The 25,752-nt window shown below is 67.4% G+C and carries 22 protein-coding genes; 6 read left to right on the forward strand and 16 right to left on the reverse strand.

Translation table 11 applies throughout. The features are described from left to right. The first annotated feature begins 74 nt into the window (after positions 1-74). Positions 75-782 (forward strand): peptidoglycan-binding protein, encoded by a 708-nt coding sequence (locus SYV04_RS26020; RefSeq protein WP_321548595.1) that lies wholly within the window; start codon positions 75-77, stop codon positions 780-782. Here SYV04_RS26020 and SYV04_RS26025 read toward each other — a convergent pair. The 8 genes from SYV04_RS26025 to SYV04_RS26060 form a co-directional block, all read right to left on the reverse strand. Further along, positions 779-1,141: a DUF3703 domain-containing protein gene (locus tag SYV04_RS26025; protein ID WP_321548596.1), complete on the reverse strand. Its 363-nt coding sequence runs from the start codon at positions 1,139-1,141 to the stop codon at positions 779-781. The two genes, SYV04_RS26020 and SYV04_RS26025, sit on opposite strands and share 4 nt — an antisense overlap. 49 nt (positions 1,142-1,190) lie before the next feature. Then, positions 1,191-3,317 (reverse strand): heavy metal translocating P-type ATPase, encoded by a 2,127-nt coding sequence (locus SYV04_RS26030; RefSeq protein ID WP_321548597.1) that lies wholly within the window; start codon positions 3,315-3,317, stop codon positions 1,191-1,193. A 43-nt stretch (positions 3,318-3,360) separates the two neighbouring features. After that, positions 3,361-4,026: a cation efflux transmembrane domain-containing protein gene (locus SYV04_RS26035; protein ID WP_321548598.1), complete on the reverse strand. Its 666-nt coding sequence runs from the start codon at positions 4,024-4,026 to the stop codon at positions 3,361-3,363. A 45-nt stretch (positions 4,027-4,071) separates the two neighbouring features. After that, positions 4,072-7,218, reverse strand: coding sequence for an efflux RND transporter permease subunit (locus tag SYV04_RS26040; protein WP_321548599.1), 3,147 nt, complete (start codon positions 7,216-7,218; stop codon positions 4,072-4,074). 3 nt (positions 7,219-7,221) lie between these two features. Then, complete coding sequence (locus SYV04_RS26045; RefSeq protein WP_321548600.1) at positions 7,222-8,781, reverse strand: efflux RND transporter periplasmic adaptor subunit; 1,560 nt, start codon at positions 8,779-8,781, stop codon at positions 7,222-7,224. After that, entirely contained in the window at positions 8,781-9,062 is a 282-nt protein-coding gene (locus tag SYV04_RS26050; RefSeq protein WP_321548601.1) for a hypothetical protein, read from the reverse strand. Before SYV04_RS26050 ends, SYV04_RS26045 begins: the two co-directional genes overlap by 1 nt. Positions 9,063-9,226: 164 nt before the next feature. Next, entirely contained in the window at positions 9,227-9,526 is a 300-nt protein-coding gene (locus SYV04_RS26055; RefSeq protein WP_321548602.1) for a hypothetical protein, read from the reverse strand. A 34-nt stretch (positions 9,527-9,560) separates the two neighbouring features. Further along, entirely contained in the window at positions 9,561-10,043 is a 483-nt protein-coding gene (locus tag SYV04_RS26060) for a TlpA family protein disulfide reductase (RefSeq protein ID WP_321548603.1), read from the reverse strand. Between the two features lie 130 nt (positions 10,044-10,173). On the opposite strand from SYV04_RS26060, the gene SYV04_RS26065 reads away from it, so the two are divergent. Together SYV04_RS26065 and SYV04_RS26070 are read left to right on the forward strand one after the other, a co-directional pair. Next, positions 10,174-10,866, forward strand: a complete 693-nt coding sequence (locus SYV04_RS26065; RefSeq protein WP_321548604.1) for a D-alanyl-D-alanine carboxypeptidase family protein — start codon at positions 10,174-10,176, stop codon at positions 10,864-10,866. Between the two features lie 1,013 nt (positions 10,867-11,879). Next, complete coding sequence (locus SYV04_RS26070; RefSeq protein ID WP_321548605.1) at positions 11,880-12,452, forward strand: RNA polymerase sigma factor; 573 nt, start codon at positions 11,880-11,882, stop codon at positions 12,450-12,452. Positions 12,453-12,925: 473 nt separating this feature from the next. On the opposite strand, the gene SYV04_RS26075 is transcribed toward SYV04_RS26070, so the two are convergent. The 7 genes from SYV04_RS26075 to SYV04_RS26105 all read right to left on the reverse strand — a co-directional run bounded on the left by SYV04_RS26075 (position 12,926) and on the right by SYV04_RS26105 (position 21,416). Beyond that, complete coding sequence (locus SYV04_RS26075; protein WP_321548606.1) at positions 12,926-13,327, reverse strand: arsenate reductase ArsC; 402 nt, start codon at positions 13,325-13,327, stop codon at positions 12,926-12,928. 29 nt (positions 13,328-13,356) lie between these two features. Then, on the reverse strand, positions 13,357-14,076 hold the full coding sequence (locus SYV04_RS26080) for an MIP/aquaporin family protein (RefSeq protein WP_321548607.1): 720 nt from the start codon (positions 14,074-14,076) through the stop codon (positions 13,357-13,359). A gap of 14 nt (positions 14,077-14,090) precedes the next feature. Then, a complete protein-coding gene (locus SYV04_RS26085; RefSeq protein WP_321548608.1) occupies positions 14,091-14,456 on the reverse strand; it encodes an ArsR/SmtB family transcription factor in 366 nt (121 codons plus the stop codon). Between the two features lie 102 nt (positions 14,457-14,558). Then, on the reverse strand, positions 14,559-15,095 hold the full coding sequence (locus tag SYV04_RS26090) for an OB-fold protein (RefSeq protein WP_321548609.1): 537 nt from the start codon (positions 15,093-15,095) through the stop codon (positions 14,559-14,561). 300 nt (positions 15,096-15,395) lie between these two features. Then, positions 15,396-18,599: an efflux RND transporter permease subunit gene (locus tag SYV04_RS26095; protein ID WP_321548610.1), complete on the reverse strand. Its 3,204-nt coding sequence runs from the start codon at positions 18,597-18,599 to the stop codon at positions 15,396-15,398. Continuing rightward, positions 18,586-20,256, reverse strand: a complete 1,671-nt coding sequence (locus tag SYV04_RS26100; RefSeq protein WP_321548611.1) for an efflux RND transporter periplasmic adaptor subunit — start codon at positions 20,254-20,256, stop codon at positions 18,586-18,588. Before SYV04_RS26100 ends, SYV04_RS26095 begins: the two co-directional genes overlap by 14 nt. Before the next feature lie 92 nt (positions 20,257-20,348). Then, complete coding sequence (locus SYV04_RS26105; protein ID WP_479691449.1) at positions 20,349-21,416, reverse strand: TolC family protein; 1,068 nt, start codon at positions 21,414-21,416, stop codon at positions 20,349-20,351. Positions 21,417-22,628: 1,212 nt separating this feature from the next. Between SYV04_RS26105 and SYV04_RS26110 the strand changes: the two genes are divergently transcribed. The 3 genes from SYV04_RS26110 to SYV04_RS26120 are packed head-to-tail and all read left to right on the forward strand — an operon-like array spanning position 22,629 to position 25,083. Continuing rightward, positions 22,629-22,892, forward strand: coding sequence for a DUF2604 domain-containing protein (locus tag SYV04_RS26110; RefSeq protein ID WP_321548613.1), 264 nt, complete (start codon positions 22,629-22,631; stop codon positions 22,890-22,892). A 1-nt stretch (position 22,893) separates the two neighbouring features. Then, a complete protein-coding gene (locus SYV04_RS26115; protein ID WP_321548614.1) occupies positions 22,894-23,541 on the forward strand; it encodes a putative metal-binding protein in 648 nt (215 codons plus the stop codon). A 6-nt stretch (positions 23,542-23,547) separates the two neighbouring features. Then, the gene (locus SYV04_RS26120) at positions 23,548-25,083 is read left to right on the forward strand and encodes an E2 ligase fold family C protein (RefSeq protein ID WP_321548615.1); all 1,536 of its coding nucleotides are present in this window, start codon (positions 23,548-23,550) and stop codon (positions 25,081-25,083) included. Positions 25,084-25,095: 12 nt separating this feature from the next. On the opposite strand, the gene SYV04_RS26125 is transcribed toward SYV04_RS26120, so the two are convergent. Next, positions 25,096-25,476 carry a hypothetical protein gene (locus SYV04_RS26125; protein WP_321548616.1) on the reverse strand — a complete coding sequence of 127 codons (381 nt, stop codon included), beginning with the start codon at positions 25,474-25,476 and terminating at the stop codon, positions 25,096-25,098. Positions 25,477-25,752: the final 276 nt, after the last annotated feature.

Below are 25,752 nucleotides of genomic sequence, written 5' to 3' on the forward strand. Positions count from 1 at the left end.
CAGGACGCAACCTCACGCCCCTGCCGCCGATAATCAGGAATAACGTTCACAATTTTCGAGAATCGAGGAACCCCATGACCACCGTCAACGCCGCCCGCGCCACCGCCGCCACCCGCGGTGCCCAGGCCAGCCTTCCCACTCTGCGCGAGGGGGCCAGGGGCGCCTCCGTGACTCAGCTCCAGAACCTGCTGCGCAACAAGGGTTACAACATCGCGGCGGACGGAGTCTTCGGGCCCAAGACGGAGGCAGCCGTCAAGAAGTTCCAGCAGGCCAAGGGCCTGGCGGTGGACGGAATCGTGGGCCCGCAGACGTGGGGGGCGCTGCGCGGTACGGGTGGCACGGGCGGTACGGGTGGCGCGGGCGGGGTCTCCCAGCCCCCCGCCTCGGGCGGCGGCAAGCAGGTGCAGGCTTACGTGGCGGGCCAGCCGCGCAACATCACCGTGCAGTCGGTGGGCAATGGCCAGTACCTCCAGGCTGACGCGGCGCGTAATTTCAAGGCGATGCAGGCGGCGGCCAGCCGCGCGGGCGTCAATCTGTCGGCCACCAGCGGCTTCCGCACCATGGATCAGCAGCGGGCGCTCTACCAGAAGTACCTCAACGGCACGGGCAACCTGGCCGCCAAGCCGGGCTACTCCAATCACCAGAACGGCATCTCCATGGATGTCGGCGGCGTGGGTGGCTACAACACCAAGGCGTACAACTGGCTGAAGAACAACGCCGCCAACTACGGCTTCAAGAACGACGTGGCCGGCGAGTACTGGCACTGGACGTTCAAGGGCTAAGCCCTCGAAGGTCCCTCTCCCTCGCGTAACAGGGTCTGAAGGTCCTCAGGAATCGGCATGAGCGTGAAGATGCCCACGCTCGTGCCGCCAGTGTTTCCCTGAGGGGCGCGTCCAAGAAGAGAGCCTGGCCCCGCCAGGAGGAGCCGGGGAAACTGCCCCAGCCATTCGCGCCAGTCCCGCCTGCGCCACGCGAAGGTGAACATGGCACAGTGCACCCGCACGTGTGGCCACGCGTGGGCCTGGCTGAGGATGTGTGCCCGCTCGAGGAACCGCCACGCAGCGTCCTGTTCGCCGCGCGCTTCTCCCTCCAAGGACTGGGGAAGTTCCCGCTCAAAGTGCGCGCGCAATCTGGGGTTCATGTGGCCGTGTGCTCCTTGGCGGCGAGAAGCCTGTCTCAAGTCCTGGCCTTCAGGCGCGCAGCATGCGCAGGCCGCTGCCGATGACGACGAACTCGCTGAGCTCGTGAGCTACGACCACGACGGGGAGGGTGAAGGCACCGCTGAGCGCCCCAGCCACCATCACGATGATGACGAGGGCGGAGAGGGCCAGATTCTGGCGCACCACGGCGTGGTTACGCTGAGCGAGCTTCAGCGCATAGGCGAGCCGCTCCAGGTTGTCGCCCATGAGGGCCACGTCCGCCGTCTCCAGCGCGACGTCCGTGCCCGCCGCGCCCATGGCCACACCGATGGTGGCCTCTGCCAGGGCCGGCGCGTCGTTGACGCCGTCGCCTACCATGGCCACGTTCCCGTGGGTGCGGGTGAGCTCGCGCACCTGGGCCGCCTTGTCCTCGGGCTTGAGGTCCGAGTGCACCTCATCAATGCCCACCTCACGCGCCAGGGCCTGGGCGGTGCGCTCGTTGTCGCCGGTCAGCATCACCACCTTGCGCACTCCCGCCGCGTGAAGGGCTGCAATGGCGGCACGTGCATTGGGCCGGAGGGTGTCGCGGATGGCTACCAGCCCCCAGGGGGACTTCTCGTCGCCCAGCACCACCACCGTCTTGCCCTCGGCCTGGAGGCGCGCCAACTCCTGCTCGAGCGCGTCGAGGCGGACGCCCAGCTTTTCCTGGAAGAGGGCGGGGCTGCCAACGTACAGGGGCGTGCCCTCGTAGCGCCCGGTGGCGCCGGCGCCCGTGAGGGACTGGAAGCCCTGCACCTCCGCTACCTGCACGCCCGCCTGTTGCGCATGGCGGACGATGGCCAGCGCCAGCGGATGCTGGCTGTAGCGCTCCAGCCCCGCTGCGGCCGACAACAGCTTCGCCTCCGTGTTTCCGGGCCCGGCTGCCCAGGCGGAAAACAGGCGCACGTCTGTTACATCGGGGCGCCCGCGCGTGAGCGTCCCTGTCTTGTCCAGCGCCACCACCTTCACGGTGGCGAGCTGTTCGACGTAGGTGCCCCCTTTGATGAGCACGCCACGCCGGGCCGCTGTGCCCAGCGTCGCCACCAGGGTGATGGGCACCGAGATGACGAGGGCACAGGGGGCCGCTGCCACCACGAAGACGACAGCGCGGGCAAGCCAGGTTCCCCAGTCGCCATGAAAGAGCAGGGGAGGAATGACGGCCAGGAGGAGGCCGGCCAGCAGGACCAGCGGGCTATAGCGCCGGCCGAAGCGCTCGATGAAGCGCTGGCTCTCGCCCTTCTTCTCCTGCGCCTCCTCCACCAGGTGAATGATGCGAGCCAGGGTGTTGTTGGCGTAGGTGGTGGTGGCCTTCACCTCCAACGAGCCCTCGCCGTTGATGCTGCCAGCGAACACGGTGGTGCCTTCACCCTTGTCTACCGGGACGCTCTCTCCCGTGACGGGGGCCTGATTGACGCTGGAGGTGCCCGACAGCACCACCCCGTCCGTGGGCACTGCCTCCCCAGGCCGCACGAGGAAGGTGTCCCCCACACGCACCTCCTCCACCGGCACCTCCACGTCCCTGCCGTCCCGGCGCACCAGCGCCACCTTGGGAGCGAGTTCCATGAGTGCCGCGATGGCGCCGCGCGTCTTCTGCTCGGTGTAGCCCTCCATGGCCTCGGAGATGGAGTAGAGGAAGGCAAGCATGGCCCCCTCCATGGGCTCGCCCATGAGGGTGGCCACCACGGCAGCCACCAGCATGAGCAGCTCGATCCCCACCTCGCGCTCGAGCATGAGCTCCTCCAGCGCCTCCCGGCCGAAGTAGTAGGCGCCTGAGGCAAGCGAGGCGAGGTAGAGACCCCAGGTCACGGCAGGGGGGAACCCCGCGCGTGCCACCAGCCAGCCGGCCAGCAGCAGGGCACCCGAGGCGAGCGACGTGAGCACCTTGGGGTTCTTCCACGGGCTTACCGTGCCTGCCTTGCCGCGTTGGCGCCGTACCGGAAAGCCCAGCCCCTCCAACCGTTCCTGAACGGCGTCCGGCGAGGTCCTGCCCTCGTCCAGGGTGAGGATCACCTTGGCGGCTTTGGGGTAGACGGTGACGTCCAGGACGCCAGGAGTACCCGTCAGGCCGCGCTTCAACTTGGCCGCATCGTTCTCACAGTCGAGGTTCTCGACGTACAGTTCCACCTGCTTGCCACTCATCAGAGCACCTCATGTGCACACGTAGCCGTCCGGGCCGCCCTGTTCAAACGTGACTGCCCTGGTGGGCCGTCTCGCCGGGGCGGTCTGAGCCCCGGGTGTTCCTCAGCGCCGTGAGCGCTTCCCTCAGCACCCCCCATGCGGAAGAGAGGAAGAGGGCCGCGATGATGCCGCCCACGACGATGTCCGGCCACTTCGAGCCAGTGAGCGCCACGGCCGCCGCGGCCACCAGCACGCCCACGTTGGCGATGACATCGTTGCGCGAGCACAGCCAAGTGGAGCGCATGTTGAGGTCCGCGTTGCGGTAGCGAAGCAGCAGCACCAGGCAGGTGAGGTTGGCGCCCAATGCGAGGGCGCCGATGGCTCCCATCGTCTCGGCGGCAGGCACCGTGCCCGAGAGAGTCTTCACCAGCACCTGCGCCGTCACCCCGAGGCCAAAGGCCGCCATGATGACGCCCTTGGTGACGGCGGCTCCGGCCTTCCACCGGGCGCTGCGCTCCAGGACGAAGAGGCTGAAGGCGTACACCGCGGTATCGCCCAGCATGTCGAGCGAGTCGGCGAGCAGGGCGGTGGAACGCCCCAGGACGCCAGCGGTGAACTCGATGAGGAACATGGCGGCGTTGATCGCGAGCACCACCTTCACCACGCGGCCTTGCGTGCGCCTCAGCTGGGCGAGCTCCTCGCTCTTGTCCTCACAGCAGTGGGCACTCATGGCGAGCACCCGAAAGCCCAGGGAGCACGGGCGCTCAACGCTTGGTTAACCCGCTGCATGGCTCGCCTCCTTGTCATCCATACCAATGTCCTCATCTGCTGACACCGGGTGAAGTCCCTCGGGCCGCTGAGCGTCCTTGCCTGCCCCGAAGACGATGTAGAGGACGGGCAGGACGACAAGCGTCAGAAGGGTAGAGGAGAGGATGCCGCCGATGACGACGGTGGCCAGCGGCCGCTGCACCTCTGCACCGACGCCGGTGTTGAGGGCCATGGGCAAGAAACCGATGGCCGCCACCGCGGACGTCATCAGCACCGGCCGCAGGCGCGAGAGGGCCGCCTCGCGGATGGCGTCATGCAGCTCCATGCCGCGGTTGAGCAGCTGCCGCACGCGGCTCACCAGCACCATGTCTCCCAGCACCGAGACGCCCGAGAGGGCGATGAAACCCACGGCCGCCGAGATCGAGAAGGGCAGCCCGCGCACCAGCAGCGCCAGCACGCCGCCCACCATCGCGAAGGGAACGCCCGCGAAGATGCGCAACGAGTCCAGCACTCGCCGGTAGGTGACGTAGAGCAGGCCGAAGATGAGGGCCAGGGCGATGGGCACCACGATGAGCAGCCGCGCCTGCGCCCGCTCCAGGTTCTCGAACTGTCCGCCGAAGCGCAGGAAGTAGCCCGGGGGCAGCTCCACCTTGTCCTCCAGCGTGCGGCGCACCTCGCCCACGAAGCCGCCCAGGTCGCGGCCCCGCACGTTCGCTTGCACGACGATGCGGCGCTTGCCCCACTCGCGTTGGATGGTGGTGGGGCCGCTCACCTCGCGGATGGTGGCCAGGCGTCCCAGGGGCACGCGCTCGCCACCGGGGGCGGTCACCAGCACCGTGGCGAGCCGGGCCGGGTCATCCCGGAACTCGTCCGACAGGCGCACGGCGAGATCAAAGCGGCGCTCCCCCTCGCGCACCTCGCCCGTCTTGCGGTTGCCCACCGCCTCCACCACGTCCAGCACCTCGTGCGCCGGGATGCCGTAGCGGGCGATGGCCGCCCGGTCCACCGTCACCTCCAGCACGGGCTGGCCCGTCACCTGCTCCACCGTTACGTCCGCGGCCCCCGGGATGGCGCGCACGTGCCCCTCGAGCTCGCGCGCCTTCGCCTTGAGCAGGTCCAGGTCGTCGCCGAAGAGCTTGATGCCCACGTCGCTGCGCACGCCGGCGATCATCTCGTTCACGCGCATCTCGATGGGCTGGAGGAAGGCCATGCGCATGCCGGGCATGTCCGCCAGCTCCGCCTTCATCTCGTTGACCAGCTCCTCCTGGGTGCTGGCGCGCTTCCACTGCTCGCGCGGCTGGAGGGTGATGAAGACGTCCGACAGCTCGATGCCCATCGGGTCCGTTGCCACCTCCGCCGTGCCAGTGCGCGTCCACACGCGCCGCACCTCGTCCGGGAACTTCTGCTTCAGCACCCGCTCGAGCTGGCTGCCGTAGCGCACTGACTCAGTGAGTGACACCTCGGCCAGGCGCACGGTGTTGATGACGACGGTGCCCTCCGAGAGGCGGGGGACGAACTCGCTGCCCAGCTGCGTCGCGGCGGCGCCCGCCCCGAGCACCAGGAGGGCCGCTGCGACGAGCACCGCCTTGGTGTGGGTGAGGCTCCAGGCGAGCACTGGGCGGTAGAGGCGCTTGAGAAACCCGACGAGGCGCGGCTCGTGGTGTCCCTTCACGCCTTTGCGCAGGGCGAAGGAGGCGAGCACTGGCATCAGCGTCATGGACACGAGGGCGCTGCCCAGCAGCGCGAAGATGACGGTGAGCGCCATGGGGCGGAAGAGCTTTCCCTCGACGCCGGTGAGGGTGAGGATGGGCAGGTACACCACCATGATGATGAGCTCGCCGAAGAGGGTGGGCTTGCGCACCTCCACCGCTGCATCACGCACCACCTCCAGGATGCTGCGCTCGCCCCGGGCCTCGGCCAGCCGCCGCTCGGCGTTCTCCACGAGGATGACGGACGAGTCCACGACGAGCCCGAAGTCGATGGCCCCCAGGCTCATCAGCGTGCCGGCGATGCCAAAGCTCAGCATCGCGTTGAAGGCGAAGAGCAGCGAGAGGGGGATGGCGGCCGCCACGATGAGGCCGGCGCGCCAGTTGCCCAGGAAGACGAAGAGCACGGCGATGACCAGCAGTGCCCCCTCGAAGAGGTTCTTCTCCACCGTGCGCAGCACGTGGTCCACCAGCTCCGTGCGCTCGTAGACGATGTCCACCTGGACATCTCTGGGCAGGTTCCTCTTCACCTCCGCGAGCCGCGCGGCCAGGGCCCGTGTCACCGTGTCGGAGTTCTCCCCCATCAGCATGAAGCCAAGGCCCAGCACCGCCTCGCCCTCGCCATCCGCCGTGGTGGCGCCCCGGCGGATCTCCCGGCCCACCTCCACGTGCGCCACGTCCCGCACCCGCACGGGCACGCCCTTGCGCGCGGCGATCACCACCTCCTCGATGTCCTTGCCACCTTCGAGAATCCCCACCCCGAGCACCAGGCTCGCGCCCCCGCCGCGCTCCACCACGCCGCCACCCACGTTGGCGTTGTTCTTCTCCAGCGCCTCGTAGAGATCGCCCAGCGACAGGTCGAACTTCTGCAGGCGCCGGGGGTCCACCACCACGTGCCACTGCTTCTCGCCGCCGCCCCAGGTGTTCACCTCGGCAACGCCGGGCACGCTGCGCAGCTGCGGCGCGATGGTCCAGTCATGCAGCGAGCGCAGCTCCTCGAGGCTCATCGCCTTGGACTTGACCAGGTAGTGGAAGACCTCGCCCAGGCCCGTGGCCACCGGCCCCAGCGTGGGGCGCTCCAGCCCCGCGGGCACCTCGACCCGGCCGAGCCGCTCGGCCACCTGCTGCCGGGCAAACCACAGGTCCGTGCCGTCGCTGAACTGCAGCGTCACCTGGGACAGGCCGAACTTGGAGATGGAGCGCAGATCCTCCAGGTGCGGCAGCCCCGCGAGCGCCTGCTCCAGGGGCACCGTCAGCTGGCGCTCCACCTCGGTGGGCGTCAGGGCTGGGGCAAACGCGTTGACCTGCACCTGGGTGGGGGTGGTGTCCGGGAAGGCGTCCAGCGGCAGCTCCCGGAACGCCAGCAGGCCCGAGACGACGAGGGCCAGCGTGCCGGCGAGCACCACCCAGCGGTGCTTCAGCGACCAGTCGATGGTTTGGGTCAGCATGGGCTACTCGCCCCCGCCTTCCTCGCAGCACCCCGCCCCGATGGAGTCCTTGAGGATCTCCGTCTTGAGGAGGAAGGCTCCGGTGGTGACGAGCTCGTCCCCGGGGGACAGGCCCTTCACCACCTCCACCTGATCGTCCTGGGCCGCGCCCAGCTCCACGACGGTGGGGTGGTACTGGCCCTCTTCCTTCCTCACGAAGACGAGCGTGCGGCCCTCCGCGCGCTGGATGGAATCTCTCGGGACGAGGAGCGCCTCGTGCTCGGCGGCCACCTGGATCTGAGCGCGGACGAAGGTGCCCGCCTTGAGACGGCCGCCCGGGTTGGGAAGCTCCACGCGCGCTGGCACCGTGCGCGTGGCCGGGTCCACGGCGGCGCCCACCCGGGTGAGGGTAGCCTCCAGCTTCTGTCCTCCGACACCTTCGAGGCTCAGCGTCACCTTCTGCCCCGCGAGGACCTGGCCCGCGTCGGCTTCGGGAACATCCAGCTGAGCCCAGAGGGTGGAGAGGTCCGCCACCTGGAGGACGACGTGGCCCGCGCCGACGTTGAGACCGGCGACCGCATCGCGCGCGACGACGGTGCCAGCGAATGGCGCGGTGAGGGTGTAGCGCCCCCCTGTCCCGTCGGCCGCGGCGCCCGCGGCTCCCAGGCTGGAGCGGGCGGCCTCGTACTCGGCCTCGGCCTGGGCGAGCTGGGCCCTGGCCTCATCCACGTCCTTCTGGGCGCTGATGCCCTTCTGCGTGAGGCTCTGCTCACGCTCGAGTGTGGCGCGCGCCGTGGCCACCCGGGCCCGCGCGGCCGACAGCTGCGCCTGGTCCGCGCCCACGCTGCCGGACGCGAACACCAGCAGGGGTTGGCCCGCCTTCACCGCATCGCCCACGTCCACCTTCACTTCGAGCACCAGGGCGTCCCCACGCGAGGACAGGTGCGCCAGGCGGTTCTGGTTGAAGTCCAGCCGTCCGACGACGTCCAGCGTGCGGCCAAAGCGCTGCGCCCGTACCGGCTGCGTCTGGATGCCGGCCTCCTTCACCGTCTCGGCCGAGGCCAGGCGCACCTTGGTGGTGAAGGGCTGCTCGGCTGGAGGCACCAGGCCCACCGCGCGGACAAGCTCCGGGTGGCAGAAGGGGCAGGCGGACTCGGGGAAGCCGTGCTCGCGGCAGTAGTCGCCCGCCTCGACGAACTTGGCGATGAGGTTCGGGTGGCACTTGGTGCACTTGGACTCGGGAAGGTTGTGCTCCTTGCACCAGTCGGCCGGGAGGGGGGGCTGAGCGGTGAAGGTGAGGTGGGGGTTGTGCACCTTGCAGTGCGAGAGGGGCAGAGCGTGCTCCTCGCACCAGTCTCCCTCGGCCTTGAAGACGTCGATGAGCTCCGGGGTGCACCGGGTGCACAGGTCCGCGGGCACGCCGTGCTCGCACAGCTTGAGCGCCTGCGGCCCAGCGGCCTCCGCGGTCTTGCCCGCACCGGCCGGTGGCGCCGCAGCCTTGGCTTCTGCCTTCTCCTTCGAGCAGCCCGCGCCCCCCGCCAGAAGCAGGAGCGCGAGCGCCACCGGTCCGATGCGGGCGCCCATTACTCCTTCACTCCCTTCTTCTTCAGATCCGGGTGGCAGAAGGCACACTGGCTCTCGGGCCGCTCGTGCTCCGCGCACCAGTCGCCCTTCGCCTTGTAGACGGAGGCGAGCTTCGGGTTGCAGCGCGTGCACAGGGTCTTCTGCACGCCGTGCTCGCACTTGGGCTTCTCGGCCTCAGCCGCCTTGGGCGCCTCGGCGGGCTTCGCCTCCCCGGCGAGCGCAGGGAGGACGGGAACGCAGATCAGGGACAGCACCACGGACAGGGTACGCAGCGAATGCATGGATGGGACTCCAGCCGCGCACCTCCGAAGAGGCTGCGACGGCGGTGAAATCCCCGTGCGGGATGCACGGGGAAGGCTCGGGTCAGGGACGTGAGGAGGCCCGTGTGCGCGTCAACAGCCCTTGGGAAGGGCGCTGGGCACACGTCTCCCGTGAGCGGGAGGTGTCAGGCTCTCGGGGGCTGGAAGATGTCCGAGCCGACCCGGCACAGCACGGGCTCATCGATACCGGACGGGACCGGTGGCAGCTCGGGCTCGCTCCGTGGCGCCTGCACGGTCCGGCTGGCGGGCGCCGCGCGAAGAGGGCAGCACATGCACAGCGCGCAGCTCCAGGTGCAATCGCCGCACTCGTCCGCCTCTTCCCCCGCGCACTCCACCTCTCCAGCGCTGGCGAAGGCGAGCGTCTGGAAGACGCCCCCGGTCGTCAGCAGCAGGAGCAAGGTGATGAGGCGCAAGAAGAACTGCATCAGCCAGGGGTCTTAATCAGGACAGGGGAGGGAGTCAATTGGCGGGGGTGGAGGGCGTGCCGGCAGGCTCACTCATCAACTTCTCCAGCAGCCGCCGCATGCCCGCAGATTTCCAGGTCCGTGGACCGGTGAAGCGAGCGACCAGGCGTCCGTTCACCACCAGGAAGCTTGAGGGGAGCTTGTCCACGCCGAAAGCCCGGGCGGCTGCCTCCCCCTCATCCAGACGCAGGTGCAGGGCAGGGGAGGGCGGCCCTCGAAGAAAGCTCTCGATGGCGGCCATGTCCTGATCGTGGCTGAAGACGGCGACCTTCAGTCCGGAGGGGGGATCCTCAGCCAGCGCGAGCAGTTGGGGCGTCTCCTCGCGGCAGGGAGGGCACCAGGAGGCCCAGAACACGACGAGCAGGGCCTGCGAGGTAGGCACATCGCTCAGGGCTGGAGCAGCCCCGGTGATTCGGATGTAGCTCGGGGGAGCCTCGGTCCTGCAACTCAGCAATGCGAGCAGGAAGATCGCGAGCATCCCCCGGGGCTCAAGGCGGAACTGGGCACGGGAGGCAGGTGGCATCGTAGCGGTGGCCACCACACAACTTTGGCGGACTCGCACCGACAATAGGGACATCGTTTCTTGATTTTCAATTTCCGAGGACTTCATGACCACCGTTAGCGCGACCCGCGCCGCTCAGCCCACCGCCCTTGCCGCTCGCAGCGGCGAGCCCACGCTCCGCGAGGGCGCTAAGGGCGCCGCCGTGACGCAACTGCAGAACCTGCTTCGTAACAAGGGCTACAACATCGCGGCGGACGGGGACTTTGGCCCCAAGACCGAGGCGGCGGTGAAGAAGTTCCAGTCATCCAAGGGTCTGGTCGCCGACGGCATCGTCGGGCCGAAGACGTGGGCGGCGCTCAAGGGCGGCGCGGTGTCCAACCCGGGCACGCCGGCGGGCGGCAAGCAGGTGACGGCGTATGTCCAGGGCCGGCCTTCCACCATCACCGTGGTGCCGGTGGGTAATGGCAAGTACCTGCGCGCCGACGCGGCGAAGAACTTCAAGGCGATGCAGGCGGCCGCCAGCCGCGCGGGCGTCAACCTGACGGCCAACAGCGGCTTCCGCTCGATGGAAGAGCAGAAGGTGCTGTACCAGAAGTACCTCAACGGCACGGGCAACCTGGCCGCCAAGCCGGGCTACTCGAACCACCAGAACGGCATCTCCATGGATATCGGGAACGTCGGTGGCTACAACACCAAGGCGTATAACTGGCTGAAGAACAACGCCTCCAAGTACGGCTTCCAGAACGACGTGCGCGGCGAGTTCTGGCACTGGACGTACAAGGGCGGCGGCGTGGCCTAGTCCCACGCGAGCCTTAGCTTCAAACCAAGGCCGCCCTTCCCAGGAGTCCTGGAGGGGGCGGCCTTCTGCGCTTCAAGGCGGGAACTACTCCATGGCCGCCGTGCGGCAGTGCCCTGGCCGTAAAAGCACGTCTGCCTGTAGGCTCGCGCTTGAGAACCTGAGTCTTTCTCAGAGCTCAGGAATCTTGGCGCAACTTGGAAAACCTACGCCCGATAATGGGAGCAAGGTTCCTACTTCCCCGCCTCGAGGTTCGACTTCGCCGTAGGCTCAGGGCGCGACGACGCCACGGCTGCTTCGGCGACGTGATGCGGCGCATTGCCGCGCCCATGGTAGGCGGGCTCGTTTCCCTGACGGTGCTCACCCTGGTCATCGTCCCGGCCGCCGTATGTGAGCCTCCGCGCCTGGGGCTGAGGCGGAGGAGCGGAGACACCACGGCAGCCCCGCTTGGTGCCCCGTCTGCTCTGCCGCAAGACTCAGCAGAGCACTCCCCTGCGGCGCAGGGGTGAACTGTGGCTGGGTGTGATGCTATCGGTCACTCCGCGTTGTGATGGGCGATGGGCAGCACACTGGCCAGGGCTCTCCCGAATCCAAGGGGCAGGGCAGCCACTCGCACTCCAGGCACCAGGGCAGCATGTATGCGACTCATCCTTCTCGTCGCAGCCTGTGCCCTATTTGATGTGGGTTGCGCCACCACACCTGACCGCAGGAGGGAGTGGTGGTTCGAGTGGTTCTCAGTTCTCGCAGGCCCGCGGTCCTGCCCGTGGAGTCCCTGGACGGCATCGATTCTCGCGTGAAGGCGATGATCCCCGGCTACATGCTCATGGGCCAGGACGGCGTGGGGCATGGAGGAGATGGGCATGCCGGTGTCGGCCAACAGCCGGGGCACGGTAGCGGAGCCGGCAGAGCCGACCCGGATGGCGGAGGAGGGGATCGATCCGAACGTGCGATTCCCGGGCTGATGCGTTAGCCAGGAGCCATGTCTGAGATGAATCCCACGCTGGAGGGGGCAGACGATGTGGCGCGACCCATGTCGGGGCGACATCGTCTCCGTGTTGGTGGAGAACCACCGCGAGTTCCTTCGCTTCCTCGAGCGCAGGGTAGGGAGCCGGGCGGTGGCGGAGGACATCCTCCAGGAAGCGTTCATCCGGGGAATTGGAAAGGCCGAGACACTGCGCAGCGAGGAGTCCGCGGTGGCCTGGTTCTACCAGACGCTGCGCAACGCTCTCATCGACCACGCTCGCCGCGCCGGCGCAGCGGAGCGGGCGTTGACGGCTGTGGCGGCGGAGGTTGAAAAGGCGCAGCCCCCGGATGCTGAACTGCAGGACGCGGTCTGCAAGTGCGTGGGCCGGCTGGCCAGCACGCTGAAGCCCGAGTACGCCGAGGCTCTCCGGCGTGTGGAGGTGGATGGGCTGAGCGTCACGTCTTTCGCCGAGGAGGCGGGCATCACCGCCAACAACGCGTCGGTGCGGCTCTTCCGAGCGCGTCAGGCGCTGAAGAAGCAGTTGGAGGTGTCGTGCGGCACGTGTGCGTCGCACGGCTGCCTCGACTGCACCTGCGGCCAACCGGGCGGTGGGTGCAAGCAGTAGTCTCCTGCCGCTCCGGAACGCCCACTCCGTTGTCATGGCGGGCCTGTGTACAGGAGCAGGCCCGCGCTCCAGGAAGAGCCGGCCTCTCCACGCCTCGAGCGCGGAGACGTCAGCATCCCGTGACGGGGATTGGGTTCTTCATCCTTGGGGACCCCTGATTCAAGAGGGGGGGCAGCGGGTTGTGTCACCAGGTTCTGTCACTGGGTGGACCACCCTCCAGACGAGGACATGGGAGAGCACATCACGGAATTCTGGTGCCACCGAAAATGGGTGCCAGAGAAGGGAGAGAGCCGGCTCCCAGGAACGTCTTGGAGTGCTGGAGGAGGACTCGAAGCTGAGGAAGATCAACCTCTTGCGACTCCAGCCTGAAGGCGAAGTCTCTGGGGATTTCTCAGGAAGGAGGCTCGCTGGGCGAGCCAGTTCGTAACCCGGGTCCCCCCTATTTCAGATCGCGCGAGTGGTGTGGCTGCTACCTAACGAGCCCAGCCCTCCCGCATCAGCAGCGCCACTACCCGCGCACGGACTTCGTCGCGGATCTCGCGCACTCGCTCCAGCGGCTTCGCCTTGGGATCCTCCAAGGGCCAGTCGTCGCGTGCCAGCCCCGGTACGAAGGGACACGCGTCACCGCAGCCCATGGTGATGAGCCACTGTGCCCCCTGCGCCAGCTCGTCTGTGAGCCGTTGGGGCCTGGCGCCCGTCAGGTCGATGCCTACCTCTGCCATGGCCTCCTGCACCTCTGGGTGCACGCGCTCACCGGGCTGGGTACCCGCGGATACAGCACGCGCCTTGCTTGGATCCGCCAGCGCGTTGAAGAAGGCTGCTGCCATCTGCGAGCGACCGGCGTTGTGCACGCATGCGAAGATGATCGTTTTCATGAGGTCTCGCGGCAAGACGCGGCTGGCCCCTATGGCCTCGGTGAAGTGGGTGTGCGCTCCATGTTCTCTCGCGGGATGACGACCTGGGATGCTGCCTGGGGCAATGAGGGCACCAGCCACCGAAAGAGGGCCGTGGCGACTATCGCCCCGGCGAGCTGCGCTGCGATGAACGCCGGCACATCCCCCGGGCGGATGCCGGAAAAGGTGTCGGTGGCCGCACGCGCCAGCGTTACCGCCGGATTGGCGAACGAGGTGGAGGCGGTGAACCAGTAGGCCCCGACGATGTAGGCAGCCACCGCGAAAGGCACCACCGTAGCCCTCGAGCGCGACACGCCCCAAATGGTGGCCAGAAGGCCGAAGGTGGCTACCCCCTCGCTGAATGCCTGGGCCACCCCCTCGCGCACGTGGGTGGAGGCAGTGAAGAGGGACTCTCCGAACATGAGGTGTGCGACAGCGACCCCGGTGAAGGCCCCTACCACCTGCCCCAGCACGTAGAGCGGGACCTCCCTCCAGGGGAGCCCGCCCTGAGAAGCATCCGCCAAGGTGACGGCTGGGTTGAAGTGGGCCCCGGACACCGGGCCGAAGGTGAGGATGAGCGCCACAAGGGCGGCACCCGTGGCCAGGGTATTGGCGAGCAGCGCCAGGTCCACGCTGCCCCCGGACAGCCGCTCACCCATGATGCCGCTGCCCACCACGGCTGAGAGCAGGAAAGCGGTGCCCACGCATTCGGCGGCGAAGCGACGGGACAATGAGGGGACTGCCGTTACCGGCATGAGGCGGGCCCTCGCGTCTTGAGAAGCCGCTCGACGTCGTCTCGCAGCACTTGGCTTCGGGCGAAGGAGCTCGTGAGCGTCTTGAGTTGCTCCTGGCAAAACTCATCCATCTGCGGTGCCAGCCGGTAGTAGACCCAGCTTCCCTCCCTGCGAGCTTCCACGACACCGGCCGCCCGCAGGACGGAGAGCTGCCGGGAGGTGGTGGACTGCGTCAGGCCAAGGGCTGATTCGAAGTGGCAGACGCACAGCTCCCCATGGCTGAGGAGAGCGATGATGCGCAGGCGAGTCTCGTCACCGAGCGCTTTGAAGAGGCGGCTGGCAGGGCGGACGCCCAGTGATTCAAGGGCAGCTGACATGACGACATGAGGATATTCAAATGTCGTGCTGCCATGCCACGATCCTCTGCAACCTTTGTGTGACAGCTCATTCGCCGCCCAGGCGGGCGTGGAGGGGGCCGGTCAGGGGAACTCGCAGTCTCGGATGATGACGTTCCCCATCAGCCCGTCCACGCGACCGCGGACGGTGATTTTGGAGCCCTTGGAGAACTTGGCGGCCTGTGCGGCGTGGGCCTCGCTGAAGAAGCACTGAACCTGGGGGACCTCGATCAGCTGGCCGGTGCCGATGGTGATGTAGATGCTGTTGAGGAGGTCCCGCTTCACGTCACTGACGATGCCGTCGATGAGGACGTAGCGGCCCTTGAAGGCGGAGTCCGCACGCACCTCGTTGTCCCCGTACTCGGCCAGGAGCTTGCGAATGTCCACCCACCGGGAGGACTCCGCAGGACGGGGACTGGTCCCGGAGACGCCGCTGGGCTTCACGGCTGCCGCCACCACCCCGATGAGGCAGGTACCGAGGAGCAGGCCCAGTCCGCCCAATACGAAGAGGAGCGCTTTGGACTTGGGGCGGCCCTTGGGGACGGGTGCCCCACATTTCGGGCACGCCGCCGCGGTGGTTGCCACCTCGTTGCCACACTCCGTGCACTTCACCAGAGCCATACGCGCTCTCCTTCAAGGCCACGGGGCCGGGCCTACGTCTCTTGAGACACGTCTCTAGAGACGTGAGAGCGCGTTGTAGGCGGTTCTAGAAGCCGCCGCAAGATGCCGTGGGGCCAGAGGAGGCGCTGGCCCGCTCGGGCCGAGCGTGGGAGGGCGGACGGACGGACTGGACCCAGGAGTAGGGCAGTCCGTCCGCCCAGCCGCGCACAGTTACGCGATTCCAGCCATAGCGGAATCAACCGTGGCGGAAGCGCCCAGTGCCCAGAAGAAGTTCTTGCGACCGGCTACGGGACTCGAGCTTCAGACGGACACCGGGGTCTCCGACGGTGGCTTGGGCTCGCCGGAAGCAGGCGAAAGGGAGGGGTCTACCAATCCCCGTCCCTTCCAGAGAGCGAAGATGGCCGGGTAGACGGTGAGCTCCAACAGGAAGGACGTGACGAGGCCACCCACCAGCGGCGCGGCGATGCGCTTCATCACGTCCGAGCCCGTACCCGTGCTCCACAACACAGGCAGCAGACCGATCATGTCGGTCAGCACGGTCATCAGCTTGGGGCGGATGCGCCTGGCCGCCCCCTCGACGATGGCCTCCCGGAGGTCGGCCATGGAGCGCAGCCGCCCATCCTCCTCTGCCTTGCGGTGGGCGAGGGTGAGATAGAGCAGCATCACCACGCCTGTCTCCGCGTCGAGGCCCGCGAGCGCGATGAGGCCCACCCACACCGCGACGCTCATGTTGTAGTCCAGCAAGTACAGCAGCCACACTGCGCCAATGAGGCTGAAGGGCACCGCCAGCAGCACGATGGCCGTCTCCGCCACCGAGCGCGTGCTGAAATACAGCAGGAGGCACACCAGCAGTAGGGTGACGGGCACCACCACCGTCAGCTTGTCCTTGGCGCGCTCGAAGTACTTGAACTGGCCGCTCCACTCCACGCGCACCCCAGCAGGCAGCTTCACCTCGCGGGCCACCACCTGCCGGGCCTCTGCCACGTAGTCGGCAATGGGCCGGTCGGTATCCACGAAGACGTAGGTGAGGAGCTTGCCCCCCTCGCTGCGGATCATCGGCGGCCCCTGGACGAAGCGGATGTCCGCCACCTGCGAGAGGGGCACCTGCGCGCCGCCCGGGGTGGCCACCAGCACCTGCTGTAACAACTCGGGGCTGTCGCGGTACTCGCGGGCGTAGCGCACGTTGATGGGGTAGCGCTCGCGGCCCTCCACCGTCTGGGAGATGTTCGTCCCGCCGATGGCGCCCATCACCACCTCGTTGATGTCCTTCACCGAGAGCCCCAGGCGCGCGGCCGCCTCCCGCCTTACCTCGAAGTCGAGATAGAAGCCGCCGGTGGCGCGGTCCGCGAAGGCGCTGCGGGTGCCAGGCACTTGCGAGACAGCCTTCTCGATGGCCACCGCCGCCTTCTCGATGGTGTCGAGGTTATCTCCGAACACCTGGATGCCCAGCGGGCTGCGGATACCGGTAGAGAGCATCTCCGTGCGCGTCTGGATGGGCATCCAGAAGATGTTGGGCATGCCGGGGTACTGGAGCTTCTCGTCCATCTCCTTGATGAGGGCCTCCCAGGTAAGCCCGGCTCGCCACTCGCCCTTCGGCTTGAGCACCACTGTCGTCTCGAACATGGACAGGGGCGCCGGGTCCGTGGGGCTCTCGGCGCGGCCAGCCTTGCCGAAGACGCTCACCACCTCAGGGATCTTCTTCAGCTCTCCGTCCATGGACTGGAGGGTGCGCGTGGCCTCGGTGATGGACATGCCAGGCGGTGCGGTGGGCATGTAGAGGACGACGCCCTCGTTGAGGGGCGGCATGAACTCGTTTCCCAGGCGCAGGAAGGCCGGTACGGTGAAGGTCATAGCCAGTACAGACAGTGCGACCACGGCCTTGGGGTGCCGCACGACGAAGCGCACCACTGGGGTGTAGAGAGCCACGATCCACCGGTTGAGCGGGTTGTCCTCCTCCTTGCGGATGCGGCCGCGAATGAACAGCACCGCTAGGGCGGGAGTGAGCGTCACCGCCAGCACCGCAGCGAAGCCCATGGAGTACGTCTTGGTGTAGGCCAGCGGCTTGAAGAGCCGCCCCTCCGTGGCCTCCAGCGTGAAGACGGGGAGGAACGCCACGGTAAGCACCAGCAGCGAGCCGAAGATGGAAGGGCCCACCTCCTGCATCGCGGAGATGATGACCTCGCGCCGCTCGCCGGGCCGCCCTTGCTCCTCCCACGCCTCCAGCTTCTTGTGGATGTTCTCGATGATGATGATGGAGCCATCCACCATGGCGCCCACGGCGACGATGATGCCCCCCAGGCTCATGATGTTGGCGGTGAGCCCCTGGTAGTACATGGGGATGAAGGCCAGCAGCACCGCGATGGGCAGGGTGAGGATGGGCACCAGCGCGCTGCGCACGTGCAAGAGGAAGAGGAAGATGATGAGGCTGACCACCAGCATCTCCTCCACCAGCGCGCGGGTGAGCGTGTCGATGGCCTCCTCAATGAGCCCCGAGCGGTCATAGGTGACGACGAGCGTGACGCCCTCTGGCAGGCTGGCACGTACCTCTTCCAGCCGCTCTTTCACTGCATCGATGACCGAGAGGGCATTCTCCCCGTAGCGCATCACCACGATGCCGCCTGCCACCTCGCCCCTTCCGTCCAACTCCGCCACGCCGCGGCGGATGTCTGGCCCAAGGCCCACCACGGCGACGTTCTTCACGAGCACCGGGGTGCCGGCCTCGTTCACCCTCAAGGGGATGTTCTCAATGTCCTTCGTCGAGCGGATGTACCCGCGGCCGCGGATGACATGCTCATGGCCGGCGATCTCGAGCACCCGGCCGCCCACATCCTCGTTGGATTCACGGATGGCACGAGCCACCTCGCCCAAGGTGACTCCGTAGGCGCGGAGCTGATTCGGGTCCACCTGCACCTGGTACTGCTTCACCATGCCGCCCACGCTGGCCACTTCGGCCACCCCGGGCACGCTGGAGAGTGCGTAGCGCACGTGCCAGTCCTGGAGGCTGCGCAGCTCCGCCAGGGAGTGCTTGCCGCTCTCGTCTACCAGGGCATACTCGAAGACCCAGCCCACGCCGGTGGCGTCCGGCCCCAGCGTCGGAGTCACTCCCTCTGGCAGTTTGCCCCGGGCAGTCTCCATGTACTCGAGGACGCGGCTGCGGGCCCAGTACACGTCCGTGCCGTCCTCGAAGATGACGTAGACGAAGGACATGCCGAACATGGACTGGCCCCGAACCGCCTTCACCTTCGGCGCCGCCAGCAGGGAAGAGGAGATGGGGTAGGTGATCTGGTCCTCGACCAGATCCGGACTGCGTCCCATCCACTCGGTGAAGACGATGACCTGGGTGTCGGACAAGTCCGGAATCGCATCCAGCTTTGTGTTGCGCAGGGCGAAGACGGCCCATGCCGCCAGGGTCCCGACCAACAGGACTGTGAGGAGCGGGCTGCGAGCACTGCGGGCGATGACTCGGCCTACCAGGCCCGACTGCGTGAGCTCAGTGGCCTGCATGATCGCCTCCCGTCCAGGAGTCCGTTGCTGAGCGGATGCGGCTCTCCGCGGCGATGAGGAAATTGCCGCTCGTCACAACCCTGTCCCCAGGCTTCAGGCCCTCCACGACCTCGTAGGTGTCCTCGCCCTTGAGGCCGAGCTTCACCTCCTGGGGCTTGAGGCGCCCCTCACCCAGGTCGACGAAGACGATCCGGCGCGGGCCTGTGTAGAGGACGGCGGACTCGGGGACCTGGAGGCGCTGGCCGCCCTTCACCACGAAGCGGACGTCCGCGTACATGTCTGGCCTGAGTTCGAGCCCCGGGTTGGGCAGCTCGATACGGATACGCCCGGTGCGCGTCGTTCCTTCCAGCGCAGGGTAGATGTAGCCGACGCGGCCCGCGTACTTCTTCCCAGGTAGGTAGGGGAGGGTGACCTCCACGGGCAGCCCTGTCTTCACCTGCGGCAGATCCTGCTCGTAGACATCCGCCTCCACCCACACCTTCTCCAGCGGAGCAATGCGGAAGAGGCGCTCGCCCGCCTTCACGGCCGCACCTTCCACGACGTTCTTCTCGATCACATAGCCGCTCGCTGGGGAGAGGAAGGGCATGTTCTCGATGGGCTCGCCGCTCTGGGCGATGCGCTCGATCTGTGCCGGCGTCAGTCCCCAGAGCTCCAGGCGCTTGCGCGCCGCGCCCACAAGGGATGCGTTCGCAGCGCTCTGGCTGTTACGCGCCAGCAGGTACTCCTGTTGGGCGGCATAGAGCTCGGGGCTGTAGAGGGTAAAGAGGACGCTGCCCCGCTTCACCGGCTCGCCCGTGGCGTTCACCCGCAGCTCATGGATGTAGCCATCCAGCTTGAGGGTGACATCCACCAGCGTCTTCTCATCGTAGGTGACGCGGCCGAGTGCCCGGAAAGACAGGTCCATCGGCGCCTTCTCCACCACTGCGGTCTTCACCCCGATGCGCTGGCGGCGCGTGTCGTCCACCAGGATGACGCCGCTCTCCACCTCCGCGCGGGTGACGGGCGTGAGGTCCATGCCGCAGATGGGGCATTGGCCTGGGCCCTTCTGCTTCACCGAGGGGTGCATCGGGCAGGTGTAGTGGGCCACCTCGTTGCCTCCATGGGTGTGCCCCTCGGCGGATATGGCGGGAACTGGAGGGCCCCACTGGCTGGGCGAGCCGCAGGCCAACATGCGTTGGCCCATGTACGGGTTCTCGAGCCGGGCGCCTCGCTGGAGCCACTTGTTGAAGCCCTTCACCATCGGGCACTCGAAGACGTGCCAGCCCTCCTGGAGGCGAGCGTCCCCGGCCACCAGCGAGATGAGGGAATGGCTTACCTCGGCGAAGCGCTGGCGCGCCTCCTGGAGGTCCTTCTCCTCACCGAGGCGCGAGGCCGCCTCCGCTCCTTTCCGGAGCCAGCCCGCCATGTCCGCAGAGTGGTTCTCGGCGGCCTCCGCTGCCTGGCGGAGCGCAGTGGCCATCTCCTCGGCTCTGGGAGCGAGGCCCTCCACACTGTCCTGGGCGAGCTGTGCCCGTATCGCCTCGTAGGACTGGATGGCCGCCCGGGCGTACTCGAGCGCTGGTCCTGGCAGCACAGGGGCTGTGGGAAGCGGCGCGGCATGGGGCGAGGGGAACTCGGCGCTACCGGCCCCCATCGGCTTCCCGGTGAACCAGCTCACGAGGGGCCTCCAGAGGAGGATTGCAAGCACGGCCAAAGCCAGCAGGCCGAGTGCCTGGAGGAGATGCCGGCGGCGCGTAGGGAGTTGGGGGCTCATTGTGGCGCTCCTTCCCGGGGAAGCCCGGGGATCTGGCCTGTGGCCCGGTCGAGTTCCGCCTGGCGGCGCGTCACGTCCGCCAGGGCCATCTGGGAGCGCAGCTCCAGGGTGCGCAGGTTGCGTTCCGCCTCGATGAGGGCCTGGAAGGCGTTCTTGCCGCTCTCGAAGCCAGCGCGCGCGGCGGCCACCTGATCGCGCGCGGCTGGGACGAGGCGCTCGCGGTACAGCTCGACCACGCGCCGCGCCGCCACGAGGCGGGTGCGTGCCTGTTCCACCTCAACGCGGATGTTGTCGATGAGCCCCTCCTCCTCCATGCGCAGGCGCTGGAGGTGCGCCTCGGCTTCTTGTACCGCCGCCTTCCGCTTGCCGAGGTCGAGCGGGATGTTGATGGAGACGCCGGCCATGAACTGGTGGGGTGTGTCCATCCACATGGAGTTGTACGAGCCCATCACCCGGAGGTCCGGGTAGTAGTCGCGCCGGGCCAGGCGGACGGTCGCTTCACCCCCACCGAGTCGGGCTCGCAGACCCGCCAGCTCTGGCCGATGGCGCAACGCCTCCTCCTGGAGCAGCTCACTCGGCCTGGGACCTTCCGCCGGTACGGGTAGGTTCTCCGGGGGAGGTGGCAGCGCCGCCGCTGGAGGTCGGTGCAGCAAGCCGTTGAGCTGAGCACGTAGGAGATCGCGCTCCGACTCGAGCGACACCTTCTCGCGCAGCACGTCACTCAGTGCTACCTCTGCCTGCAGCGGGTCCTGCTGTGAGGCGCGGCCTACGACGTACTGGGCCTCGGCGCTCTTCTTGAGCTGCTCGAGCAGCCGCAGGTGCTCGTCGGTGATGCCGAGGGAGCGCTCCACAACGAACAGATCGTCGAAGAACGTGGAGGCCATGAGCGCCAGGCGAAGCCGCAACTCCTCCATGTCCTCGCGCATGATCTCCGCCTCGGCGAGCACAACCTCGCCTCGCAGCCCCCTCTTTCCGGGGAAGGGGAGCTGTTGGCTGAGCTCCACGGTTTGTCCGAAGCGCTCCCCTCCGCTGATGCTCAGTGGCGCGACGCTGTAGGAGAGCATCGGATCTTCGAGAGCAGTCTCCTGGGGGTACCGAGCGAGGGCGGCTCGCCATGCCTGGCGTGCTGCTTCCAGAGAAGGACTGCGCGCGAGCACCTGCCGGACGAGCTCTGCGCGGTCCAGGGCGAGGGCCTGCGAGAACGGATTGGCTTCAGAAGGACGTGGTGCCTGCTGGGTGAGGGCCGCTGACTGCGTCTGAAGACGACGCTCATCAGCAACGGCCGAATCGCTCCAGAGGATGACGGTCGCGCAAGTGACAAGGGCAGCCCCCATGGTGGGCCGCCCACTTCGTCTGTGGGGTGACATGACTCCGCTCCTGGGTGGACGAGCCAGCCGCCGGAGCACGAAGTCCCCAGCAACGGGCAGAACCCGACCGGCGGGCACACTCCCGTCGGTCGTGCCTTAGCGCACGTGTGCAGGGCTCAGATCAGGTAGGAGCAGTTCTGGAGGTACAGAGGCGGTGCGGTGGCGCGGTGAACGCCCCGAGTGCGCACCCACGGTGTAGGCAGCAATTCCGGTGCTGGAGGAACCGTGGGTGCTACTTGCTGCGCTACCACCACCGGGAGGGGCGCCCACGCGCTTCCGGAGGTTGCAGTGGCGGTCGGCTCGGGGGCGAGCTGGGCTTTCAACTCGCCACAGCACGTCCCATGCTCGCTCGAGACACAGGCGTCCGGCAGCCGTTGTACGGCCTGTGAGTGATCGCAGCAGCACGTCAGGTCGAACTGCACACTGCCATGGCACAGGTGGAACAGTCCCTCGACAGCCCCTACCGCTGGGGGCAGTCCCAGAACGACCACCAGTGTCAGTGCGCGCAGCGCCATCACGAGCATCAACGAACGAGATAGCCCGGCAGTTACACGTCGCGCAACACCGATGAGGAGAGCCAGTTCCTCCTACACCATGTAGGCAAGCGCTGAGTGACCGCGGACGGACGGACTCACCCTAGGGCCTGGGCAGTCCGTCCGCCCTGATCCCGCAGTCGGATCTCGAAGAGTCAACCTGCCCTTGTGGACGGTCGCCCAGCGGGCAGGCGCGCAAGGGCAGTGACATGACGCTGCGATCCGTTGCCGTGCAGTGAAGGGGCTTTCACATTTGGTTCACACGGCGCGGTCGTGATGGCTGGTGCGCTCCGATCTGGAGCGGCGGTCTCCCGCCTATGCGAGCTGCATGGGCGGGGGCGCTTACTGCGCTCGTGCCAATTTCCGGGAGAACCCAATGTCCAAGGAAGGCAAGTTCATCGAGCTCATCTTCGTCGTGAACGGTGAGGACACGCCGGTCAAGTTCAACATCAAGGAGCCCCTCCACGCAGCGCGCAACAAAGCCTTGGCCGAGAGTGGGAACACGGGGCGTCCTCCTCACGAGTGGGAGGTCCGCACTGAGGCAGGCGTGCTGCTCGAGGCGAGCGCGAAGCTGGAAAGCCTGGGGCTCCAGTCAGGTACGCGGCTGTTTCTCTCGTTGGGAGTGGGTGGAGGAGGGTGACATGCGAGTGGAGCCAGCGGTTAGCCGCGCGAAGTTCGACGCGGAGATCCGACACCTCGACGAGCAGGTGGCTCCGCTGCGGAGGTGGGGCTGTTGGGTGCAGCGCGCGCGCTACCCGGAAGTGGACGTCGTCTTCGTGCCGCGCACGCCCTTACGGATCTCGTTCTCCGTTCCGGTGTCTGGAGGGCTGATCGGCCAGGCGAAGCACGCGGTCGCACACGCACGGGAGGCTGAGCTCTCGGTCTTGGCGGCCCGGGCCTTTGGCGTTCGAGTGCTGATGGACGACTACGATCAGCGTGCTCCTTCTGTCACCTTCCGCGATCCGTGGACGTGGGAGTTGCTCTCGTTCGACGAGATGCTCCGGGCAATCCTGGTGGATGAGAAGGGCAACACGCGCCCTGTCCTGGTGGAAGCCCATCCGGTGACGAAGCAGCCCTTTCTGTGTCTGAGAGGGACGCGCGAGTACCACGAGCACCCTCAGCATTCAGGAGACGACTGGGTGCTGTTGCGCGGCGGCTTCGGGCTCTTCTCCTTGCTTTCAACCGTTTGGAGGACGTGCGTGGAGAACGCACGTCCCCACCTGCTGCTGAATCCACCGGCCCAGGTGCAGGTTCAATGGGAGCCGGTGGCTTCCAGGCGGATGAGGTAGGAACTCATGGCACTGGCGCGTTTCTTCGAGCGCGTTTTTAGGGCTGCTGGCCGGGCGCTCGTCGTCTCGCGCGAGACGCTGGAGACAGCCCTGGGCAGCCAGGTAGTGGCCGTCCAGTGTGGCGCGGCATGTGCTGCGGAGGGGAACGCTCGATGGATCGCCGAGCTCCTCGTCAATCTCCTCGTCAGGCTCTACCCCCGCCTGGCCATCGCGTCGGAGCTGCCGGACGTCCGCGAGCATCTGATCGGCATCGCCAAGTCCATCAACCCGGCGGTAGATGTCGAGGACGCGACCGGCGCCACCGTCACGGTGGTGGTGGGCAGCGAGGAGTCCTCCCACCCGAACACGATCTATGCCCGCGCGGATGGGTGGGTGGCGCGCGTTCTGTTCCAGCCTTCGAGGAGCCCGCTGGGGCCGGCCAACCCGTATGCGGCAGCGGCTGCGGCCGCGCTCGCAGCTGCGGAAGTCTTCCGTCGCGTCTTTCGCGACCGCCTGCCGACGCAGCAGGAGCCCCGGGAAGTCAGCCTCTCTCTGCTGGATTTCAGCGAGGAGGCGGGGGCCGAAGAGCCATTGGGGCCAGCAGACGTCGGGCAGGTGGTGATGGCTGGCCTCGGAGCTGTGGGCAACGGCGCGCTGTGGGCGATGGGGCGCCATGCGTCGCTCACCGGTGAGGTGTGGCTCGTGGACCACGAGACCGTCGAGCTCTCCAATCTCCAGCGGTACGTGCTGGCTGCAGACTCGGACGAGCGTGCCGCGAAGGTGGACCTAGCGGACGCCGCGCTCCGCCACACAGGTCTGCGGCGATACCTATGCAGGGAGACGCTGGAGAGCTTCGCCGAGCGCTTCCGCGAGGGCTTCACCTTACCTACGGTGTGCGTGTCCGTGGACAACGTGCCCAGCCGACGTGCGGTGCAGGCGCTGCTGCCGCGGCTGGTGCTCAATGGGTGGACAGGCGACATGAGCCTGGGAGCCTCCTGGCACGAGTTCGACCGGGAGGCTGCGTGCCTGTCCTGCCTCTATCATCCCAACGGCCCCAGGCCGAGCCAGACGGACATGGTGGCCGAGGCTCTCGGACTTGACCCGGAGCGAGCAGGAAAGCTGTGGATCAATGCGGAGGCTCCAGAGCCAGAGGAACTGGTGCAGATGGAAAAGCACCTGGGCCTCAAGCCTGGGGACCTCAGTGGGTGGCGTGGAAAGCCGCTGGGTGACATCTACACCGGAGTCATCTGTGGCTCGGTACGGCTGGATGTGCAGGGACTTGGACGCGTCGAAGTTGTTCCGCTCGCGCATCAGTCCGTGCTCGCAGGCGCCCTCATGGCGGCTGAACTGGTGAAGCGGTCAACGCCCTCACTGGGGGCCCGAAGTCAGCATCAGGTGCTGACGGTGTGGGAGGACGTGCTGCGTCGGCCACCCCCAGCGGGCCGGTGGTTGCGCGACCGGTCGCGTGAGCCTGGCTGCATCTGCGGCGACAAGGTGTACCAGGAGGTCTACCAGAGGAAGTGGCGCACGGTGGCAACTCCAGGGGACATGGCGCCCCGGTGAGGGGCAGCTCCTTCAGCCCACCAACTGGAAGATCTGGCGCGTCACAGCTGGGGAGACCTCCTGCCAGCGCGCGTTGCGCAGTCGGTAGACCGCCCAGCCGGTCGGAGTGTGCTCGGTTCGCGCGAAGTAGGGGACGACGAGTGAGAACCCGCCCTCGATAGCGACGATGGCGTACTTGTCGTCCATTGCTGAGTGGTACGCCTCAGTAGGGTGGCTGTGGATTTGGGCAATGAGTCGCAGGCGCTTATCGCTCAGGAACCGGTTGAGGTTGAACAGCGTCTCCGAGCTGAGGAAGTAGCCGATGCCATCTTCGGAGCGGATGGACTCCTGGGGGGGAACGAGGCAACTCTGGATGGTGGCCACCGTGCCCTCGATCTGGCCCACCCAGAGCACCAGCCCCTCATTCCCTTCGCGTCCGAAGTCCTGGAGGACACGAACGGTCTCTGCCAACGCCCTGTGAGGAAGATGGACGACTTCCACACCGTCAAGGGGGGATCTTTTGGCGGTCTGCATTCCTGGATCGTACCACGCTGAGTGCTGTACCCAGCCTGGTCGGCTGGGGAGCGTGGGTCTCAACGCATCCAACGAGGAGGGAATGGGCAAGAAGGTCCTAGAGGCCATGAAGCTCGGAAAGCCGCTGACGCTAAGGGCTACTGCTCATGATGCAGA

The organism is Hyalangium ruber (assembly GCF_034259325.1).
GTDB lineage: Bacteria > Myxococcota > Myxococcia > Myxococcales > Myxococcaceae > Hyalangium_A > Hyalangium_A rubrum.

Coding starts and splice junctions, on each gene's coding strand:
- SYV04_RS26020 (WP_321548595.1), top strand. CDS start 75: ATGACCACCGTCAACGCCGCCCGCGCCACCGCCGCCACCCGCGGTGCC.
- SYV04_RS26025 (WP_321548596.1), bottom strand. CDS start 1,141: ATGAACCCCAGATTGCGCGCGCACTTTGAGCGGGAACTTCCCCAGTCC.
- SYV04_RS26030 (WP_321548597.1), bottom strand. CDS start 3,317: ATGAGTGGCAAGCAGGTGGAACTGTACGTCGAGAACCTCGACTGTGAG.
- SYV04_RS26035 (WP_321548598.1), bottom strand. CDS start 4,026: ATGAGTGCCCACTGCTGTGAGGACAAGAGCGAGGAGCTCGCCCAGCTG.
- SYV04_RS26040 (WP_321548599.1), bottom strand. CDS start 7,218: ATGCTGACCCAAACCATCGACTGGTCGCTGAAGCACCGCTGGGTGGTG.
- SYV04_RS26045 (WP_321548600.1), bottom strand. CDS start 8,781: ATGGGCGCCCGCATCGGACCGGTGGCGCTCGCGCTCCTGCTTCTGGCG.
- SYV04_RS26050 (WP_321548601.1), bottom strand. CDS start 9,062: ATGCATTCGCTGCGTACCCTGTCCGTGGTGCTGTCCCTGATCTGCGTT.
- SYV04_RS26055 (WP_321548602.1), bottom strand. CDS start 9,526: ATGCAGTTCTTCTTGCGCCTCATCACCTTGCTCCTGCTGCTGACGACC.
- SYV04_RS26060 (WP_321548603.1), bottom strand. CDS start 10,043: ATGCTCGCGATCTTCCTGCTCGCATTGCTGAGTTGCAGGACCGAGGCT.
- SYV04_RS26065 (WP_321548604.1), top strand. CDS start 10,174: ATGACCACCGTTAGCGCGACCCGCGCCGCTCAGCCCACCGCCCTTGCC.
- SYV04_RS26070 (WP_321548605.1), top strand. CDS start 11,880: ATGTGGCGCGACCCATGTCGGGGCGACATCGTCTCCGTGTTGGTGGAG.
- SYV04_RS26075 (WP_321548606.1), bottom strand. CDS start 13,327: ATGAAAACGATCATCTTCGCATGCGTGCACAACGCCGGTCGCTCGCAG.
- SYV04_RS26085 (WP_321548608.1), bottom strand. CDS start 14,456: ATGTCAGCTGCCCTTGAATCACTGGGCGTCCGCCCTGCCAGCCGCCTC.
- SYV04_RS26090 (WP_321548609.1), bottom strand. CDS start 15,095: ATGGCTCTGGTGAAGTGCACGGAGTGTGGCAACGAGGTGGCAACCACC.
- SYV04_RS26095 (WP_321548610.1), bottom strand. CDS start 18,599: ATGCAGGCCACTGAGCTCACGCAGTCGGGCCTGGTAGGCCGAGTCATC.
- SYV04_RS26105 (WP_479691449.1), bottom strand. CDS start 21,416: ATGCTCTCCTACAGCGTCGCGCCACTGAGCATCAGCGGAGGGGAGCGC.
- SYV04_RS26110 (WP_321548613.1), top strand. CDS start 22,629: ATGTCCAAGGAAGGCAAGTTCATCGAGCTCATCTTCGTCGTGAACGGT.
- SYV04_RS26115 (WP_321548614.1), top strand. CDS start 22,894: ATGCGAGTGGAGCCAGCGGTTAGCCGCGCGAAGTTCGACGCGGAGATC.
- SYV04_RS26120 (WP_321548615.1), top strand. CDS start 23,548: ATGGCACTGGCGCGTTTCTTCGAGCGCGTTTTTAGGGCTGCTGGCCGG.